Source organism: Massilia sp. HP4 (assembly GCF_005222695.1).
GTDB lineage: Bacteria > Pseudomonadota > Gammaproteobacteria > Burkholderiales > Burkholderiaceae_D > Telluria.
The window spans coordinates 85,412-102,551 of the sequence record NZ_STGG01000057.1 but is presented as its reverse complement, the minus strand read 5'-3'; the positions used below and the strand labels follow the sequence as shown (position 1 = coordinate 102,551).

12 protein-coding genes are annotated in these 17,140 nt (G+C 64.0%); 5 read left to right on the top strand and 7 right to left on the bottom strand.

Translation table 11 applies throughout. From position 1 onward, the window contains the following. Window positions 1-223 precede the first annotated feature (223 nt). The 4 genes from E8M83_RS21240 to E8M83_RS21225 all read left to right on the top strand — a co-directional run bounded on the left by E8M83_RS21240 (window position 224) and on the right by E8M83_RS21225 (window position 7,575). Entirely contained in the window at window positions 224-3,640 is a 3,417-nt protein-coding gene (locus E8M83_RS21240; protein WP_137175346.1) for a TonB-dependent receptor, read from the top strand. A gap of 206 nt (window positions 3,641-3,846) precedes the next feature. Next, on the top strand, window positions 3,847-5,532 hold the full coding sequence (locus E8M83_RS21235; protein WP_137175345.1) for a bifunctional UDP-sugar hydrolase/5'-nucleotidase: 1,686 nt from the start codon (window positions 3,847-3,849) through the stop codon (window positions 5,530-5,532). 17 nt (window positions 5,533-5,549) lie between these two features. Continuing rightward, on the top strand, window positions 5,550-6,611 hold the full coding sequence (locus E8M83_RS21230; RefSeq protein ID WP_137175344.1) for a S1/P1 nuclease: 1,062 nt from the start codon (window positions 5,550-5,552) through the stop codon (window positions 6,609-6,611). A gap of 100 nt (window positions 6,612-6,711) precedes the next feature. Next, window positions 6,712-7,575: a MipA/OmpV family protein gene (locus tag E8M83_RS21225; RefSeq protein ID WP_137175343.1), complete on the top strand. Its 864-nt coding sequence runs from the start codon at window positions 6,712-6,714 to the stop codon at window positions 7,573-7,575. 18 nt (window positions 7,576-7,593) lie between these two features. On the opposite strand, the gene E8M83_RS21220 is transcribed toward E8M83_RS21225, so the two are convergent. The 7 genes from E8M83_RS21220 to E8M83_RS21190 form a co-directional block, all read right to left on the bottom strand. Then, window positions 7,594-8,574: an IS1595 family transposase gene (locus tag E8M83_RS21220; protein WP_307721864.1), complete on the bottom strand. Its 981-nt coding sequence runs from the start codon at window positions 8,572-8,574 to the stop codon at window positions 7,594-7,596. A gap of 132 nt (window positions 8,575-8,706) precedes the next feature. Beyond that, window positions 8,707-10,326, bottom strand: a complete 1,620-nt coding sequence (locus E8M83_RS21215; RefSeq protein ID WP_137175342.1) for a methyl-accepting chemotaxis protein — start codon at window positions 10,324-10,326, stop codon at window positions 8,707-8,709. A 266-nt stretch (window positions 10,327-10,592) separates the two neighbouring features. Next, window positions 10,593-11,558 carry an ABC transporter permease gene (locus E8M83_RS21210; RefSeq protein WP_137175341.1) on the bottom strand — a complete coding sequence of 322 codons (966 nt, stop codon included), beginning with the start codon at window positions 11,556-11,558 and terminating at the stop codon, window positions 10,593-10,595. A 3-nt stretch (window positions 11,559-11,561) separates the two neighbouring features. Next, window positions 11,562-12,650: an ABC transporter permease gene (locus E8M83_RS21205; RefSeq protein WP_137175340.1), complete on the bottom strand. Its 1,089-nt coding sequence runs from the start codon at window positions 12,648-12,650 to the stop codon at window positions 11,562-11,564. Beyond that, window positions 12,647-14,176, bottom strand: a complete 1,530-nt coding sequence (locus E8M83_RS21200; protein ID WP_137175339.1) for an ABC transporter ATP-binding protein — start codon at window positions 14,174-14,176, stop codon at window positions 12,647-12,649. The genes E8M83_RS21205 and E8M83_RS21200 overlap by 4 nt, the downstream gene beginning before the upstream one ends. Window positions 14,177-14,272: 96 nt before the next feature. Next, window positions 14,273-15,289: a BMP family protein gene (locus E8M83_RS21195; RefSeq protein ID WP_137175338.1), complete on the bottom strand. Its 1,017-nt coding sequence runs from the start codon at window positions 15,287-15,289 to the stop codon at window positions 14,273-14,275. Between the two features lie 376 nt (window positions 15,290-15,665). Next, window positions 15,666-16,604, bottom strand: coding sequence for an alpha/beta hydrolase (locus E8M83_RS21190; protein ID WP_137175337.1), 939 nt, complete (start codon window positions 16,602-16,604; stop codon window positions 15,666-15,668). 183 nt (window positions 16,605-16,787) lie between these two features. Between E8M83_RS21190 and E8M83_RS21185 the strand changes: the two genes are divergently transcribed. Beyond that, window positions 16,788-17,090 (top strand): YciI-like protein, encoded by a 303-nt coding sequence (locus tag E8M83_RS21185; protein WP_137175336.1) that lies wholly within the window; start codon window positions 16,788-16,790, stop codon window positions 17,088-17,090. The last annotated feature ends 50 nt before the right edge of the window (window positions 17,091-17,140 follow it).

Here is a 17,140-nt window from a genome sequence, read left to right as displayed (position 1 = left end):
CGAATTTGTCGGCTTGTCTAAAGCTCATGCATATTGGCGGGATTCCGCTGTATGACATCACTCCACCGCGTCACGTTGTTGAAACATTGTAACGATACAATCGCAGCCGCTTGTCGGCTGAGAGCGCCGGTTCACCAAGCAAAAAAATTCAAGCTGTACATCGTAGGGGAGGGCGTCCTCGCGGGCGTCCAACAATAAATTGAAGTTCTTTTTGGGGTATTCAATGATCACTCAACAACAGATCCGGCTCACCAAGTTGGCGCTGGCTTTGTCGGTTGCGTTGGCGGCTGCGCCGTCGTTCGCACAGAACACCACTTCCGCCATTGGCGGCCGTGTCTCGAACGCTGCCGGCGCACCAGCCGCCGGCGCGCAAGTGCAGATCCTGCACGTCGAGTCGGGTTCTGTCAGCAATGTCGTCACCGACGCCGAAGGCCGCTATACCGCACGCGGCCTGCGCGTGGGTGGTCCCTACACCATTACCATCACCAAGGATGGCATCACCGAGACCCGTAACGACGTCTACGTCGAACTGGCCCAGACCGCGAACGTCGATGCCACCGTCGGCATCCAGACCGTGACCGTGGCCGGCACCGCATCGCGCGCCGAGATCTTCTCGCGCAACACGATGGGCTCGGGTACCTCGATCAGCAACACCGAACTGCAAACCCAGGCATCGATCCAGCGTAACCTGCAGGACTACGCCCGCGCCGACCCGCGCGTGTCGCAGACCGACAAGGAACGCGGCGAACTGTCCGTGGCCGGCCAGAACTCGCGCTATAACTCGATGACCATCGACGGCGTCGCGATCAACGACACCTTCGGCCTGGAAGCGAATGGCAGCCCGACCGCGCGCCAGCCGATCTCGATCGAAGCGATCCAGTCGGTGCAGGTCAACGTCGCCAACTACGACGTCACCCAGAAGGGCTACACCGGCGCCAACATCAACGCCGTGACCAAGTCGGGTACCAACTCCTACAAGGGCGGTGTGTACTACGTGTTCCGCAACGACACCATGTCGGGCGACCGTTACAACCCGATCACCGACGTCTACAGCGACGCGCCGAAGTCGAAGGAAACCACCAAGGGTATCTGGGCTTCCGGTCCCCTGATCCAGGACAAGCTGTTCATCTTCGCCCTGGCTGAAAACTACGAAAGCTCGCGTTCGAGCCCGGACTTCGGACCGATCGGCAGCAGCTCCGGCACCACCGTCGCCATCACCCCGGCAGCCATCTCCGAAGCCCAGCGCATCGCCCAGAGCGTCTACGGCGTCGACATCGGCAGCCCGGCCGTCCCGACCGGCTCGATGCTGACCTCGAAAGAGCGCATGGTGAAGTTCGACTGGAACATCACCGATGAGCACCGCGCCAACCTGCGCTACGCCAAGACCAGCCAGGGCGAGCCGTTCTACCCAGGCTTCTCGGCTACCGGCGTCGGCCTGTCGTCGAGCTTCTACAACCAGGGCAAGGAAATCGAGACCGTCGTCGGCCAGATCTTCTCGGACTGGACCCCGACCTTCTCGACCGAGTTCAAGTTCTCGACTCGCGACTACGATTCGGTCCCGGTCAACGCGACCCGCACCCCATCGATCGGCCTGCAATTCTCCGGCGCGCTGCCTGCCGGCGCACCGGCCGGCCTGTCGACCGCCAACCGCTTCCTGAACTTCGGTACCGAGTTCAGCCGTCACAACAATGTCTTGCGCAACAAGACCAAGGACATGTATGCCGGCGCCAACTGGGTCCTGGGCGACCACGAGCTGAAGTTCGGCGTCGACCAGACCAAGAACGAAGTCTATAACGCCTTCCTGCAGGGCATTAACGGTTCGTACACCTTTGCCTGCCTGGATTCGACCGACACCAGCTTCTACTCGTTCGGCGCGCTGACCTGCGCCGGCGCCTCGGCCGACCGTATCCAGCAAGCCGTACTCGAGAACTTCCAGCGCGGCCGTCCGCTGAGCTACAGCCAGCAGCGCGCGCTGCCGGGCGCATCGCTGAACGACGCGATCGCCACGTTCGAAACCAAGAACACCGGCCTGTTCATCCAGGATACCTGGTCCGTCAACGACCAGCTGACCCTGACCTACGGCGTGCGTTACGACCGTAACGATGTCGGCGGCGTCCCGCTGTACAACGCCGCTGCAGCCGCACCGATGGTTGCCGGCAACCCAGCCACCGGCGCTCGCCAGAGTGGCGGCTTCGGCCTGGACAACCGCCAGACCATCGACGGCACCGACCTGGTCCAGCCACGCCTGGGCTTCAACTACCGCTTCGACAAGTCGGAGCGTCCGACCCAGCTGCGCGGCGGCGTCGGCCTGTTCCAGGGCGCGGCAGCAACCGTCTGGATGTCGAACCCGTTCTCGGGCACCGGCGTGGCGACTGCTTCGATCAGCTGCTCGGGCACCGGCGCGACCCGCTGCCCAACCACCGGCGGCCTGGCCAGCATGGACCCGGACGCCCAGCCAGGCATCACCGGCGCGATTCCAGCTGCTGACGTAAACTTCCTTGATCCGAACTTCCGCCAGCCATCGATCTGGAAAGCCAACCTGGCATTCGACAAGGAACTGCCATGGGGTGGCCTGGTGTTCAGCGGCGAAGCGCTGTACACCAAGAACAAGAACGGCATCTACTATGAGCACCTGAACCTGGGCACGTCGACCCGCACTGGCGCCGACGGTCGTGAGCTGTACTGGAACGCGGCCGGCCTGAACCAGGCTAGCTGGGGCGTGTCGAACAACACCGCCAACGTGATCACCAGCGCCGGCGCACAGACCCGCTCGCTCAACAACCGCAGCTTCGGCAACGTGCTGGTGGCGCGCGATACCGACAAGGGCGATGCAAAAGTCCTGACCGCGTCGCTGTCGCGTCCGATGACCAAGGGCTTCGGCTGGTCGGTGGCCTACACCTACACCGATGCGACCGAAGTCTCGCCGCTGACCTCGTCGGTGGCCAACTCGAACTGGCGCGGTCGTTCGGTGTTCAACCCGAACGAAGAAGTCGCTGCGGCATCGAGCTACGCGATCAAGAACCGCGTCAACGCGCTGTTCAACTTCCAGAAGAAGTTCTTCTCGAACTACAACACCCGCCTGGGTGTCTTCTACGAAGGTCGTGAAGGTCGTCCATACAGCTGGACCATCAACAATGACTTGAACGGCGACGGCGAATCCGGCAACGACCTGATGTACATCCCGACCGCGTTCGGTTCCGGCGAAGTCGTGTTCTACGGCGACACCGCGACCAACAAGGCCAACGAGCAGCGTTTCTGGGACGTCGTCAATGCCAACAAGGGCCTGCATGGTTCGGCTGGTGGCGTCGTCAAGCGTAACAACAGCACCGCCGAGTGGGTCAACACCTTCGACGTGCGTATCAGCCAGGAAATCCCTGGCCTGTTCAAGCGCAACAAGGCGACCTTCACCCTGGACTTCATGAACTTCGGTAACCTGCTGAACAAGAAGTGGGGCCGTACCGAAGAGATCAGCTTCCAGTCGTCGGGCGGCATGGCACGTAGCTTCGTCGACTACGCAGGTCTGGATGCGTCGGGCAAGTACATCTACGTCGTGCGTAACGACGTCGAGCGTCAAGACCTGAAGCAAGTCAGGGGCGAGTCGCAGTGGGCGATCCAGGCGACCCTGAAGTACGAATTCTAAGCACGCCGGATTCGTAGCATGAGATAGTCAAGAACGGCCGGTGGAAACACCGGCCGTTTTTTCTTGTAGAGAGTGGGCCGGACCGTCGTCGTAAGCATTTCCTGCGCACAAGCTGCGTGGGATAATGTCGGCTGTCGAGTTCGCTCGAATCCAGTTTTTCCAGGTCCAGCCGTTCGCGCCGGTCCGCATCCATGAGAGGAATCCCCATGATCGTTTCGCGCCGCGCCTGCGTCAGTCTTTCCACCCTCACCATCGCGCTGCTGCTGGCCGGCTGCGTCAGCGCCCCGCAAGGCCCGGTGACCCTCAACCTCGTGTCGCTGAACGACTTCCACGGCAACCTCGAACCGAGCCGCTACGTCCTCAAGCACGCTGACGGCAAGGAAGAAATCATGCGCGCCGGCGGCGCCGAGGCGGTGGCGGCGGCCCTGCAGGCCTGGCGCAAGGAAGACAAGGATTTGCTGCTGGTCTCGACCGGCGACATCGTCGGCGCCAGCCCGGCGCTGTCCTCGCTGTGGGCCGACGAGCCGACCATCGAGGTGATGAATATGCTGGACCTGCGCGCCAGCGCGGTCGGCAACCATGAATTCGATGGCGGCCGCAAGGAATTACTGCGCCAGCAGAACGGCGGCTGCGATTCGCCGCATCCAACCCGCGCCTGCAAGTTCACGCCGAACTTCGGCGGCGCCAAGTTCACCTATCTCGGCGCCAACGTGATCGACTCGGCCACCGGCAAGCCGGTGATCCCGGGCTTCAAGATCGAAACCGTCAAGGGCATCAAGGTCGGCCTGGTCGGCGTGGTGCTGAAGGACACGCCGAATATGGTGGTCGCTTCCGGCATCGCCGGCCTGCAGTTTGGCGACGAGGCCGAGGCGATCAATGCGGCGCTGCCGGCGATGCGCGCGGCCGGTGCGCAAGTCATCGTGGCCCTGGTGCACCAGGGCGGCCGCACGGTGGAGTCGCCATTGCAAACCGGCTGCTCGCAGCTCAAGGGCGATATCGTCGACGTGGTCAAGAAAATCGACCCTTCGGTCAAGCTGGTGCTGACCGGCCACTCGCACCAGGGCTATCTGTGCGATGTGGATGGCCGCACCGTGACCCAGGCCGACACCGCCGGCCACCTGTTGACGCGCGTGTCGATGCAGGTCGAGCCGCAGACGGGGGCGGTCAGCAACCTGAAAGTAAACAACGTGGTGATGAAGCCGGGCGAGTATCCGGCGGACGCCAGGATGACGGCCTTCGTGGCGCAGGTGAAGGAGCGCAGCAAGGAAGCCCTGAACCGTCCGATCGCCAAGGTGGCCGGCGCGCCAGTGCTGCGCAAGACCAACGATTCAGGCGAGTCGGTGCTGGGCAATCTGATCGCCGATGCGGCGCTGGATTCGGTGCGCAACCTCGGCGCGCAACTGGCCTTCATGAACAATGGCGGCATCCGCCGCGACCTCGAGGCGGGTTCGGACGGCACGGTCGCTTTCGGTCAGGCGCAGGTGGTGCTCCCATTCGGTAACACGACGGTCGTGATGGACCTGACCGGGGCCCAGATCCGCGCCCTGCTGGAGCGTCAGTGGAAGGATGGCGTCGATTCGAATTCGTCGGTGCTGCAGATTTCCGAAGGCTTCAGCTATGCCTGGGATCCGAAGCGTCCGGCGGGCAGCCGGCTGGTGCCGGGCAGCCTCAAGCTGAACGGCAAACAGATGCTGGACAGCGCCACCTACCGCATCGCCACCAATAACTTCCTGGCCGAAGGCAGCGACGGTTATCCGGAATTCGGCAAGGGCACGGCGCGCGTCGACACCGGCTTGCGCGACCTGGACGGCTTCATCGCCTACCTGAAAAAGATCGAAGGGCAGGGCGCCGCGATGGCTCCAGCTGCGCCACGTATCACCAAGGTCAACTGAATCAACAAGGAATCACCATGAAAAAACTCGCATGCGTGCTGGCGCTGACCGGCGTCTTCGCATCGGTGGCCGCGCCCGACGCCGCCGCCTGGGGCCGCGACGGCCACCGCGCCATCGGCGCCATTGCCGACCGTCTGCTCAAGGGCAGCAACGCCCAGAAGGAAATCGCGCAGATCCTGCGCTCGGATGAATCGCTGGCCTCGGTCGCCAATTGGGCCGACTGCGTGAAAGGCACCTTCTGCGGCCCGCAGACACAAGAGATGGTCGAGTACGTGGCCGGCAATCCGCGCCACAGTGAATACCACTACACCAATGTGCCGTTCCAGCTGGACCACTACCACGAGCACGGCGTGGGCACGAGCGAGGTCGACATCGTGCAGACGCTGGAGCAGTGCATCGCTGTCTTGCAGGGCAAGCTTGATCCGGCCCTGAACCCGCACAAGTTCACCAAGCGCCAGGCGCTGATCCTGCTGGCCCACTTCGCCGGCGACATCCACCAGCCGCTGCACGTGGGTTCGGCGTTTGTCTCGAAAGACGGCCAGTTCGTGGTGCCGAAAAATCGCGCCGAGATCGACGAGACGCTCGTCTTCGACTCGCGCGGCGGCAACAATCTGCTGCTTGATAACGAGCGCCTGTCGGCCCTTTCCTCCAGCGTGATCCCGCCAGGCGAGCCGGTGGTAGTCAAGGAAGGCGTGCCGGCGGCGCTGACCAAACCATTCCACTCCTACTGGGACAGCACCACGGTCGATTACGCCTTCCGCCGCATCAAGACCCGCACGCCGGAGCAGTTCGCCGACGTGGCGATCGCCAGCCAGCCGCAGCTGAAAAAAGCGCAAGGCGACGTGGCAACCTGGCCGGTGCAGTGGGTCGAGGATGGCCTGGTCTCGGCCAAGCTGGCCTACAAGGACGTGGTGCCGGGCAAGATCACTCCGCAAACCAGCCGCAAGGGCGAGACCTATTACACCTTCGCGCTGGAGGTGCCGCAGAATTATCCGATGCCGAGCTCCGAGATCGCCAAGACCCAGCTGATCAAGGGCGGCTACAACCTGGCCGCGATGCTGCAGGCGATCTGGCCGTAACGATCTTCCTTGCGCCGCGCCGACCCCTGGTCGCGTGCGGTGCATTTTTTTCCTGGCCTCGGCTAGAATCGCGTCATCTCCGACCAGATTCCGAGGCCACATGCATCCCACCTTCAAAGCCGCCGTCGCGGCCGCATGCCTGATCCCCGCCGTCCACGCCAGCGCCCAGTCCGCGGAGCCGGGCAACCTGCCATTGTGGGAATTCGGCCTCGGCGCCTTCGGCCTGAGCGCGCCGGCCTATCCCGGCGCCGACGACCGCAACAACCGCGTCCTGCCCGTGCCCTACCTGCTGTACCGCGGCGAAGTGCTGCGCGCCGACCAGTCGGGCATCGGGGCGCGCCTGTTCCGCTCCGACCGGGTCGAATTCGACGTCGGCCTGGCAGGGGCCTTGCCGTCCGATTCCGACGACGTCGAGATCCGTGAGGGCATGCCCGACCTGGGCGCGCTGTTCGAGTTCGGCCCGCGCCTGAAGATCCGGGTGGCCGATATCGACCGCAACAGCCGCGTGCGCGCCGAACTGCCGCTGCGCGCAGTGATCGAGGCCAGGGGCGGGCTGCGGCGCCAGGGCTGGACCTTCGAGCCCAAGCTGGCCTATGAAACGCGCGGCGAGCGCGGGCTGTGGAGCGTCGAAGGGAATGTGTCGGTGGTGTTCGGCGACAAGCGCATCAACCGGTACTTCTATGAGGTGCAGCCGCAGTACGCGAATGCTTCGCGCGCTGCCTACGGGGCCGACGCCGGCCTGATGCTCACCCGCGTGGGCCTGTTTGCCACGCGCCAGCTCAATCCTGACGTGCGCCTGTTCGGTTTCGTGCGCTATGAATCGTATGCCGGCAGCGCCAACCGCGACAGCCCGCTGCATCTCAAGAACAGTGGCACCTCGGCCGGCATCGGCTTTGCATGGACCCTGGCGCGCTCCAGCCGCCGCGCGGCCGGCTACGAGCCGGTCGATCCCGTCACGCCATAAAAAAAGGCGCTGTGCGCGTTAATTCGTCAATTTCTGACGGCAAGTGGCACACTGGATAATAGCGGTCAGCAATTGTGCTGGTGTACGCAACTCACCGTCATTCAGGAAGCGCTGCCAGCCGGAGTAATTCACCAGGTAGCGACTGGCGATGCCGTTAAAGCGCTTGAGCCAAGTCTTGAAGCGGGCATGCCAGCCATTGACGTTATTAAGGTGGATCGCGCCGCGGGCCTTGACCCCGGCGCGCAGATTGACGGTCTCATGCGCGATACCGGCTTCTAGGGCAAAGGCCCGGTAAGCGGCCGCCGAATCGCTGATCAGCAGCACGGCCGGCGCCAGCACGGGCAGCAGGCAATCCTTGAGTCGGGAGACGCTGACCTGCCCGCGGCCGGTATGAAAATCCAGCGTCCGCCTGCTCCGGTCGCGCGCGACGAGCAGGCACTCGTGTTCGCGGGTGATGCCGCGGCGCTTGGCCACGCCGCCGCGCCGCCGTGGCGGTCGGGTCAGGTGGCGCGAGCCCTTCTGCGATTCCAGCATATAAGTCTCGTCCGCCTCGACCATGCCTTCGAGGCGCGCTGGACGCTTGTTGGCGGCCCCGGGAACGAAACGGTGGCGCCAGCGAAAACTGGTGGTGCGGTGCACACCGACGAGCTCGGCTGCTGCGCGGACTGTGCGCGATTCGAGCACGCATTGCAGGTAGGGGAGCCAGGCGGCTTTCTTGCGCAGCCGCGCCAGCGGCGTGTTGGTCAACGCATTGAAACTGCGTCCGCAAGCCAGACAGCGCCAGCGCTGCAGGCCACTGGCCGAACCGCAGCGGTGGACGCGGGGACACTGGCAATGCGGACAGCATGGCGTGCCGGCCGCCTTGGCAATCAGGTCAAGGCACTCGCCAGGGTGGGCGACGGCGGCGATCCATGTGCGTAACCTGGCCACCTCGTCGGTATCGAGCTGCAGGGACGCCAGCGCAGCAAATACTTCCTCGAAGAACAAGCCTTGCATCATCGCCACCTGATGAGTTAACTCGACAGTGGATGAGACCGGCGCGGATGGCAAAGGTTCGCGTAATTAACGCGAACAGCGCCTAAAAAAAACGCCGGGAGCATCCCGGCGTCAAGAGGAGACAACTTGTTCGCGTCAGGCTGCCTGGCGCATCGTCAGTGCCGGCCGTCCTGCATTCTTCAGCGAGGGGCGCTGTGCCGCCGGGCTTTCTTCAAAGCGGAAAGTCGACACCAGCTGCGCCAGCAACTGCGCCTGTTCGCGCATCGACGTCGATGCGGCCGCCGCTTCTTCCACCAGCGCCGCGTTCTGCTGCGTCACCTGGTCCATTTGCGCGATCGCCTGGTTCACCTGCTCGATGCCGGCCGACTGCTCCTGGCTGGCCATGGCGATGCCCGACATGATCGCCGTGACGCGGCCGATGCTGTCCACGATTTCCTGCATGGTCGCGCCGGCATCCGATACCAGGCGGCTGCCTTCCTCGACCTTGGCGCTCGAATCGCCGATCAGCGTCTTGATTTCCTTGGCCGCTGCCGCCGAGCGCTGGGCCAGGTTGCGCACCTCGCTGGCCACGACTGCGAAGCCGCGGCCCTGTTCGCCGGCGCGCGCCGCCTCGACCGCCGCGTTCAGCGCCAGGATATTGGTCTGGAAAGCGATGCCGTCGATGACGCCGATGATGTCCGAGATCTTCTTCGACGAATCGGTGATCGCGTCCATGGTCTGCACCACGCGGCCGACGGTCTCGCCGCCACGGCCCGCGACCTGCGAGGCGGTCTGCGCCAGCGCATTGGCCTCACGCGCATTGTCGGCGTTCTGCTTCACGGTCGAGGTCAGCTCTTCCATCGACGACGCGGTTTCTTCCAGCGCGCCGGCCTGCTGCTCGGTGCGCGACGACAGTTCGAGGTTGCCGGCCGAGATCTGGTCGGCCGCCTCGACGATGGTCTCGGTGCCGCTGCGTACCTGGCCGACGATGCCGACCAGGTTGTCGTTCATGTCCTTCAGGGCGGTCATCAGGACACCGGTCTCGTTCGAGCCTTGGGCCACGATACGGCTGCTCAGGTCACCCGTGGCGACGGTCTGGGCGACCGCCACCGCTTCTTCCAGTGGGGCGGTGATGCGGCGGCCGATCCACCAGGCGAAGATCGCGCCGGTCATCAGGGCAATCGCGGCCAGGGTCAGCTGCAGGTTCAGGCTGGTCTTGAAGCCATCGTCGATCAGGTCGGCGTCGACGGCGACCACCTTCTTCTGGTAGTCGACGATCGCGGCGAGGCTCGCGAGATACGATTTCACGCGCGGCAGCATGTCGGTGGCGAGGAACTGGCGCACCGCTTCGTCGTCGCCGGCAGCCTTTTTCTCCAGTACGCTCTTGCGCGCCGCACGGTAGCCTTCGCGCTGCTCGTCGACCCTGTCGAACAGGGACATGGCCTCGGCGTCGCCCTTCAGGCTCTCGATCAGCCCCTTGTGCAGCACATCCGAACGCTTCGACGAGACCGAGATATCGTCCATGAAGAATTTTTCGTCGGCGGGATCGACCATCTTGATGGCGGCAATCGTGCGCGCCGCATTGGTCTCGATGATGGCTTGCCATTCCTGCAGCATGGCCAGGCGTTCCATGCTCTCGTTGGTCAGCTTGTCGGTCAGGTCTTCTGCCTTCTTTGTCTGGACCAGGCCGATGCCGACCAGGATCAGCATCGCGGCCAACAGGGTGGCGAAGCCCCCGAACAGGAGGCTGCGCAGCTTGATGTTCTCGATTGCCATAAGTTTCCTATAGTGAAAATTTGAACGACAACTTACTGATCGTTCGTTGCCGTACGGAAAGTCGGTATTTTCTCAGACTCGGCGGCAATTGCCGATCAAGATTGCATTTTGTATGCCAAATTTATTGATATGTGTGGCAATACAGTCACGGTCACTTGTCATCACGGCAAGTGATAGCTCGATCTGGGGGAGGTTGCGCCGGGTTCCGGCGCCAGACTGGGGAGGGAAGGAGGCCTGCCCGCGAGCGCGGGCAGGCGATTTCGCGCCTAGCGCGACTTGACGAAGGGCTTGCCCAGCGCTTTCGGCGCCACCGACTTGGCCATCAGGCCGGCCAGCACGACCACGGTGACGATATACGGGATCATCTGGATCAGCGAACCCGGGATGCGGCCCACGACCGGCAGGTCGACGCCTTCGATCTGGATCTGCAGCGCGGCGAAGAAGCCGAACATCAGGCAGCCCAGCACCGTGTGCAGCGGCCGCCAGTTGCCGAACACCAGCGCCGTCAACGCCAGGTAGCCGGCGCCGGCCGACATATCGCGCAAGAAGAAACCGCTCTGGACGATCGACAGGTAGGCGCCCGAGAACGAGCACAAGACGCCGGCGATGATCATCGCCGTATAGCGGGTGCGCTGCACCGAGATGCCGGCGGCGTCGGCCGCGTGCGGGTTCTCTCCGCAGGCGCGCAGGCGGAGGCCAAAGCGGCTGTGGAACAGCACCCAGTGCACGATCGGCAGCAGGGCGAAGGCGAAGTACACCAGCGGCGAGTGGCCGCCGACCAGGCGCGTCCAGAACCAGCCGAGGCCTGGGATGCCGGCCACCAGCTCGGCGCCCGGCAGCACCACGGTCGACAGGCGCGCCTCGCCCAGGTCGGGCGTGCGGCCGCCCTGCTGGAAGAAGTACTGGGCCACCACGAAGGTCAGGCCGCTCATCGCGATATTGATGGCGATGCCCGCCACCAGCTGGTTACCCTTTTGCGTGATCGAGACGAAGGCCTGCACCAGCGCCAGCGCGACCGAGGCCAGGATGCCGGCCGCGATGCCGATCCACGGGTCTTGATAGGTGTAGGCGACGCCGGCCGAGACGAAGGCCGAGGCCAGGATCTTGCCCTCGAGGCCAATGTCGACCACGCCGCTGCGTTCTGCGAACAGGCCGGCCAGGGCCGCGAAGATCAGCACCGGCGCATAGCGGATGGTGGAGACGAGGATGCTGGCGAACTGGAAGTCTTCCATGGCTTAACCCTTGCGACGTGTTGCGTTGATCAGTTTCAGCACTGCCGGCGCGTACATGTTTTCCATGGCGCCGCAGAACAGGATGATCAGGCCCTGGATGAAAATGAAGGTCTCTTGCGGGATGTTCGGTTTTTCGAGCGACAGGTCGAAACCGCCCTGGATCAGCGCGCCGAACAGCACCGCCGACAGCAGGATGCCGACCGGATGCTGGCGGCCCATCAGCGCGATCGCGATGCCGATGAAGCCGGCGCCGGCCGGGAAGTTCAGGCTCAGGTAGTGGGTCGAACCGAGGATCGAGTTCACCGCGGCCAGGCCGGCCAGGCCGCCCGAGATCAGCATCGTGACGATGATGGTGCGGCTGATGCGCACGCCGGCGTAGTGGGCGGCGTGGGCATTCAGGCCGGTCGCCTGCAGTTGATAGCCCCAGCTCGAGCGCGACACCGCCACCCAGTAGATCACCAGCGCAACGAGTGCCAGCAGGAAGGCCAGGTTCAGCGGCGTGTTCTCGCCGAAGAACGGCAGCCAGGTCGACAGCTGCGGGATCGCCGCGGCGTCCGTGAACACGCGGCTGGCCGGGTTCTGGTCGCCTTCCGGCACCATCTTGAGGATCAGATAGTTCATCAGGCCGGCGGCGATGAAGTTGAACATGATGGTCGTGACCACCACGTGGCTGCCGCGCCTGGCCTGCAGGTAGCCGGGAATGAAGGCCCAGCCGGCGCCGAACAGCGCGCTGGCGACGATCGCCAGCGGGATCAGGAGCCAGCTCGACAAGGTGGCGTCGAAGCTGAGCATGGCCAGGGTCAGGCCCAGGCCGCCCAGGTACATCTGGCCTTCGGCGCCGATGTTGAACAGGCCGGCCTTCATCGCGATCGACACGGCCAGGCCGGTGAACACAAAAGTAGAGGCGTAGAACAGCGTGTACGAGAGGCCCTCGGGATTGATGACGGCGCTGTTGACCAGGATCTGCAGCGACTCGACCGGGCTCTCGCCCAGCAGGTGGATGACCAGGGCCGAGACCAGCAGCGCCGACAGCAAGTTCAGGACCGGCAGGACGAAGCCTGAGGCCCAGCGTGGAAGTTCAGTCGTTTTCATGATTTGTGCATCCCGCCCATCAAGAGGCCGATGCGGGTGGTATCGAATTCGTCAATATGGAGTTCGCCGGTGACGCGGCCGCCCGACATCACGACGATGCGGTCGGCCAGCGCGCGCACTTCTTCGAGCTCGGTCGACACCAAGAGGATGGCCACGCCCTCGTCGCGCAGGCGCAGCAGCTGGGTGTGGATGCTCTCGATGGTGCCGATGTCGACGCCGCGGGTCGGCTGGCCGACCAGCATCAGCTTCGGCGCGGCCGAGACTTCGCGTGCGATCACGACCTTCTGCTGGTTGCCGCCCGAGAGCAGGCCAATGCGCACATTCGGGTCTTTCGGACGCACGTCGAAGGCTTCGAGCAGGTGCGCGCAGCGCTTGGCGATGGCGTCGAAGTCGAACAGGCCCATGCCGCGGGTCACGCGGTCCTGGTAGCCGAACACGGTGTTCTGCATGACCGAGAAATCCTTGATCACGCCGTCGCGCAGGCGGTCTTCGGGAACGTGGCCGATGCCGAGCTTGCGGAAGGTGGCGGGCAGGCCGTCGGCGTTGCCGCGGCCGGCGAAGGGCAGGGGCTGGCCTTCCAGCGCCACCTTGCCGGAGGTCGGCAGGCGCATGCCGGACAGGATTTCCATCAGCTCGCTCTGGCCATTGCCCGAGACGCCGGCAATCGCCACGATCTCGCCGGCGCGCACCGTGAGGGCGATGTCGGCCAGCAGCTGGACGCCGTTCGCATCCTTCAGTTGGAGGTTCTCGACCTGCAGCACCGGCGCGCCGGGCGCGTGGGGTTTGCGCGGCAGGTTGCCCTCGATCGGGCGGCCCACCATCATGTTCGCCAGCTGTTCCTTCGAGGTGTCGCGGGTGGCGACGGCGCCGGCCACGCGGCCCGCGCGCATTACCGTCACCTGGTCGGTGATCTCCATGATCTCGCCCAGCTTGTGGGTGATCAGGATGATGGTCTTGCCCTGTTCCTTGAACAGCCGCAGGATGTCGAACAGCGAGGCGATTTCTTGCGTGGTCAGCACCGCGGTCGGCTCGTCCAGGATCAGGATCTCGGCGCTGCGGTAGATCTGCTTGAGGATCTCGACGCGCTGCTGGGCGCCGACCGACAGGGTCGAGGTGACCGCCAGCGGATCGACGTCGAGCTGGTAGCGGGTGCAGATCTCGCGCAGCTTGGCCTCGGTCTCCGTGCGCTTCCTGGACAGCTTGAAGCCGCCCTCGGTGCCGAGCATCACGTTATCGAGCACGGTCATGTTCTCGACCAGCATGAAGTGCTGGTGGACCATGCCGATGCCCAGGTCGATCGCTTCGAGGCTGGAGCGGATCTTTTGCTCGGCGCCGTCGATGACGAGCTGCCCGCTGTCGGCGTGGTAGTAGCCGTACAGGATGCTCATCAGGGTGGATTTGCCGGCGCCATTCTCGCCGATCACGCCATGGATCGAGCCCTTGGCGATCGAGAAGCTGACGTCGGCGTTCGCCTGCACAGGCCCGAAGGCCTTGCTGATGTTGCGAAATTCTACGGCTGGCTGCATTGCGATCTGTCGTAAATATGAAGTGTCTTTATCATTCAAAAGCGCGCCGGGCCGGGATCAACCGGCGCGGCGCGCTCTTGAACAGGAACGAAAAGATCAGACCGGGCAGCTGCTGCCTGCGCGGTAATCGATGACCTTGATCTTGCCGTTGATGATGTCGGTGCGCACGGCGTTGACGCGCTTTTCGATCTCTGGGGTAACGACCTTGCGGTTGTCCTTGTCCAGCACCCAGTCCACGCCGCCTTCTTTCAGGCCCTTGTAGTGCACGCCCGATTTCCAGGTGCCGTTCTTGACGCCCATGAAGGAATCGTACACGGCCACGTCGACCCGCTTGACCATCGAGGTCAGCATGGTGCCCGGATGCAGGTAGTTCTGGTTCGAATCGACGCCGATCGCCAGCTTGCCCTGTTCCTTGGCCGCCTGCAGCGTGCCCATGCCGCTGCCGCCGGCCACCGCGAACACGACGTCGACGCCGCGTGCGAACTGCGCGCGCGCCAGCTCGCCGCCCTTGGCCGGGTCGTTCCAGGCGGCGGCGGTAGTGCCGACCATGTTCTGGACGATCTCGGCCTTCGGCGCCTGCGCCTTGGCGCCCTGGCTGTAGCCGCAGGCGAAGGCGCGGATCAGCGGGATGTCCATGCCGCCCACGAAGCCGAGCTTCTTGGACTTGGAAGCCATGGCGGCGGCGACGCCAACCAGGTAGGAGCCTTCCTGTTCCTTGAACATCACCGACTCGATGTTCGCGCCTTGCGCGACGCTGTCGATCAGCACGAATCGCACGTTCGGGAATTCACGGGCGACTTTTTGCACGGCCTGGGTTTGCGAGAAACCGATGGCGGCGATCATGTCGACCTTCTTGCGCGCCAGGCCGCGCATGACTTGCTCGGCCTGGGTATCGCTATTGGCCTGGACCTCGAACACCTTGACGCCGGTCTCTTTCGAGAAGCGCTGCAGGCCCTCGAAGGCCGACTGGTTGAACGATTTGTCGAATTTGCCGCCCGCATCGTAGACCATGCCGAGCTTCGGCTGCGCGATCGGACCTGCTGCCGGCGCGGCCAAGGCACTGCCTGCGACGCACAGCGCCGCAATGGTCATGCTGAGTTGCTTAAATTTCATCAATGGGCTCCTGGAATAGCGATATTGTACCCGCGGCATGGGGTCCGATGGGTAAGGGCTGCGCAAGTGCGACCTCGAGCGGCATGAGGGGAGGACACTTCGCGCTGCGCGATTGTGTCAGCCCGGCAGGCCGCAGGGGGTTACGATTTGTATCTGGCGACTATTTTCTCAGCAGAAGGACATGCATGTAGCACGGTCACAACAGGCTGGGAGGGTCGATCCGGCTGATTTGGGTCGAATATGGCGAAAACATGAGCGAGCTCACGCCATTTCAGCGCAAGCTGTCAAATATGCATGAACTTACAAGTCGGTGACAAATACGATTTTACTTGCCAATTTATTCGTTGGAAATATAAATGCTGACAACTTTCAGCAATTATTTTGTCGCAAGGACGAAATCGGCGGGTGTGGGAACGGCCTCGGCCGGCGGTTCGGCGGTGGCCACGGCGTCGGCGACGGCTGCCGCCGCGGCCGGCGTCACCGGCTGGCTGAACTGGCGCGTGAGGAAGCCGGCGATCAGGTCTTGCGTCGCCTCGAGGTAGGGGATGTTCATGTGGTCGGAGTCGGGCACGACGTCATCGGCTACCAGCTGGCCCAGCTTGGCCACCAGCAGGTCGGTATGCGTGTGCGGCACCACGTCGTCGCTGGATGCGCGCAGCACGTAGGTGGGCGCCTTGAGCGAGGGCGCGTACTTGATCGACTCGAAGCGGTGCTGCAGCATATATTCGATCGGCATCACGCGAAAACGCCGCTTGGCGATCGCGAGAATCGAATCGTAGGGCGTGATCAGGACCACCGAGTGGGCGGGGCGCTCCTTGGCGACCTGCACCGCGACGCCAGAACCCAGGCTGCGGCCGACCACCGCGATGCGGTGCGGATCGACCTGGCCGCGGGTGGCCAGCCAGTCGTACAGCAGGCAGCCGTCTTCGATCATGTGGATCTCGGCCGGCACGCCCTGCGATTCGCCGTAGCCGCGGTAATTCATCGCCAGCACCGTCATGTTCGGGAACAGCTTGCCGGCATCGCGCACGACCCAGGACACTTCTTCGGAACGGCCGCCGAAATACAGCACCGCCGGGCGCGGGCCGGGGATGGTCGGCGTCATCAGCCAGCCGGAGAGCCGGGTGCCGTCGGCGGCGCGCAAGACCACGGGACGGGTGCGGTGGCCGCTGCTGCGCGGGCTTTGCACTTCGCGCTCGAGCGTCGGATTGAAGACCAGGCGGCGCTGGTTGGCGGCCACGGCCGCGGTCAGCCCCAGCCATAGCATGCTGGCAAAGCCCGTGATCCCCGCCGCCATTTTCTTCGACATATCCATGACTGATAGTCTACGTCAACCGCTGAGTTTTGTTCTGTGTGACACCTCTCACTGATGGGCGGAGGATGCGAATCGGGTCAAAAAGTTGTTTTAAGCCAACACTGAGCGCTGCCGTTGTGCTGGTGTTCCGGTTGTGCGATTGCGGTTAGGATGTGGATTCATCTGACGCCCCCTGGAGAAGCCGTGCACTACCTGCTCACGTATGACCTCGCCCCCGACTACCTCGAACGCCGCGGCGAATTCCGCGACGCCCACCTGAAGCTGGCCTGGGAGGCGCAGGAGCGCGGAGAACTCGTCCTGGCCGGCGCGCTGGCCGAACCGGCCGACCATGCGGTGTTGGTCTTCGATTGCGCGACGGCCGAACCGGTGCAGTTGTTCGCGGCGCAAGACCCGTATGTCACGCACGGCCTGGTACGCGCCTTCCACGTGCGCCAGTGGAATACGGTGGTCGGCGACCTGGCGGGCAACCCCGTGCGGCCGGCCTGAATTCTTGCCGGATTAACACACGACATGGAGTAAGATCCTCGGCTTGTCGA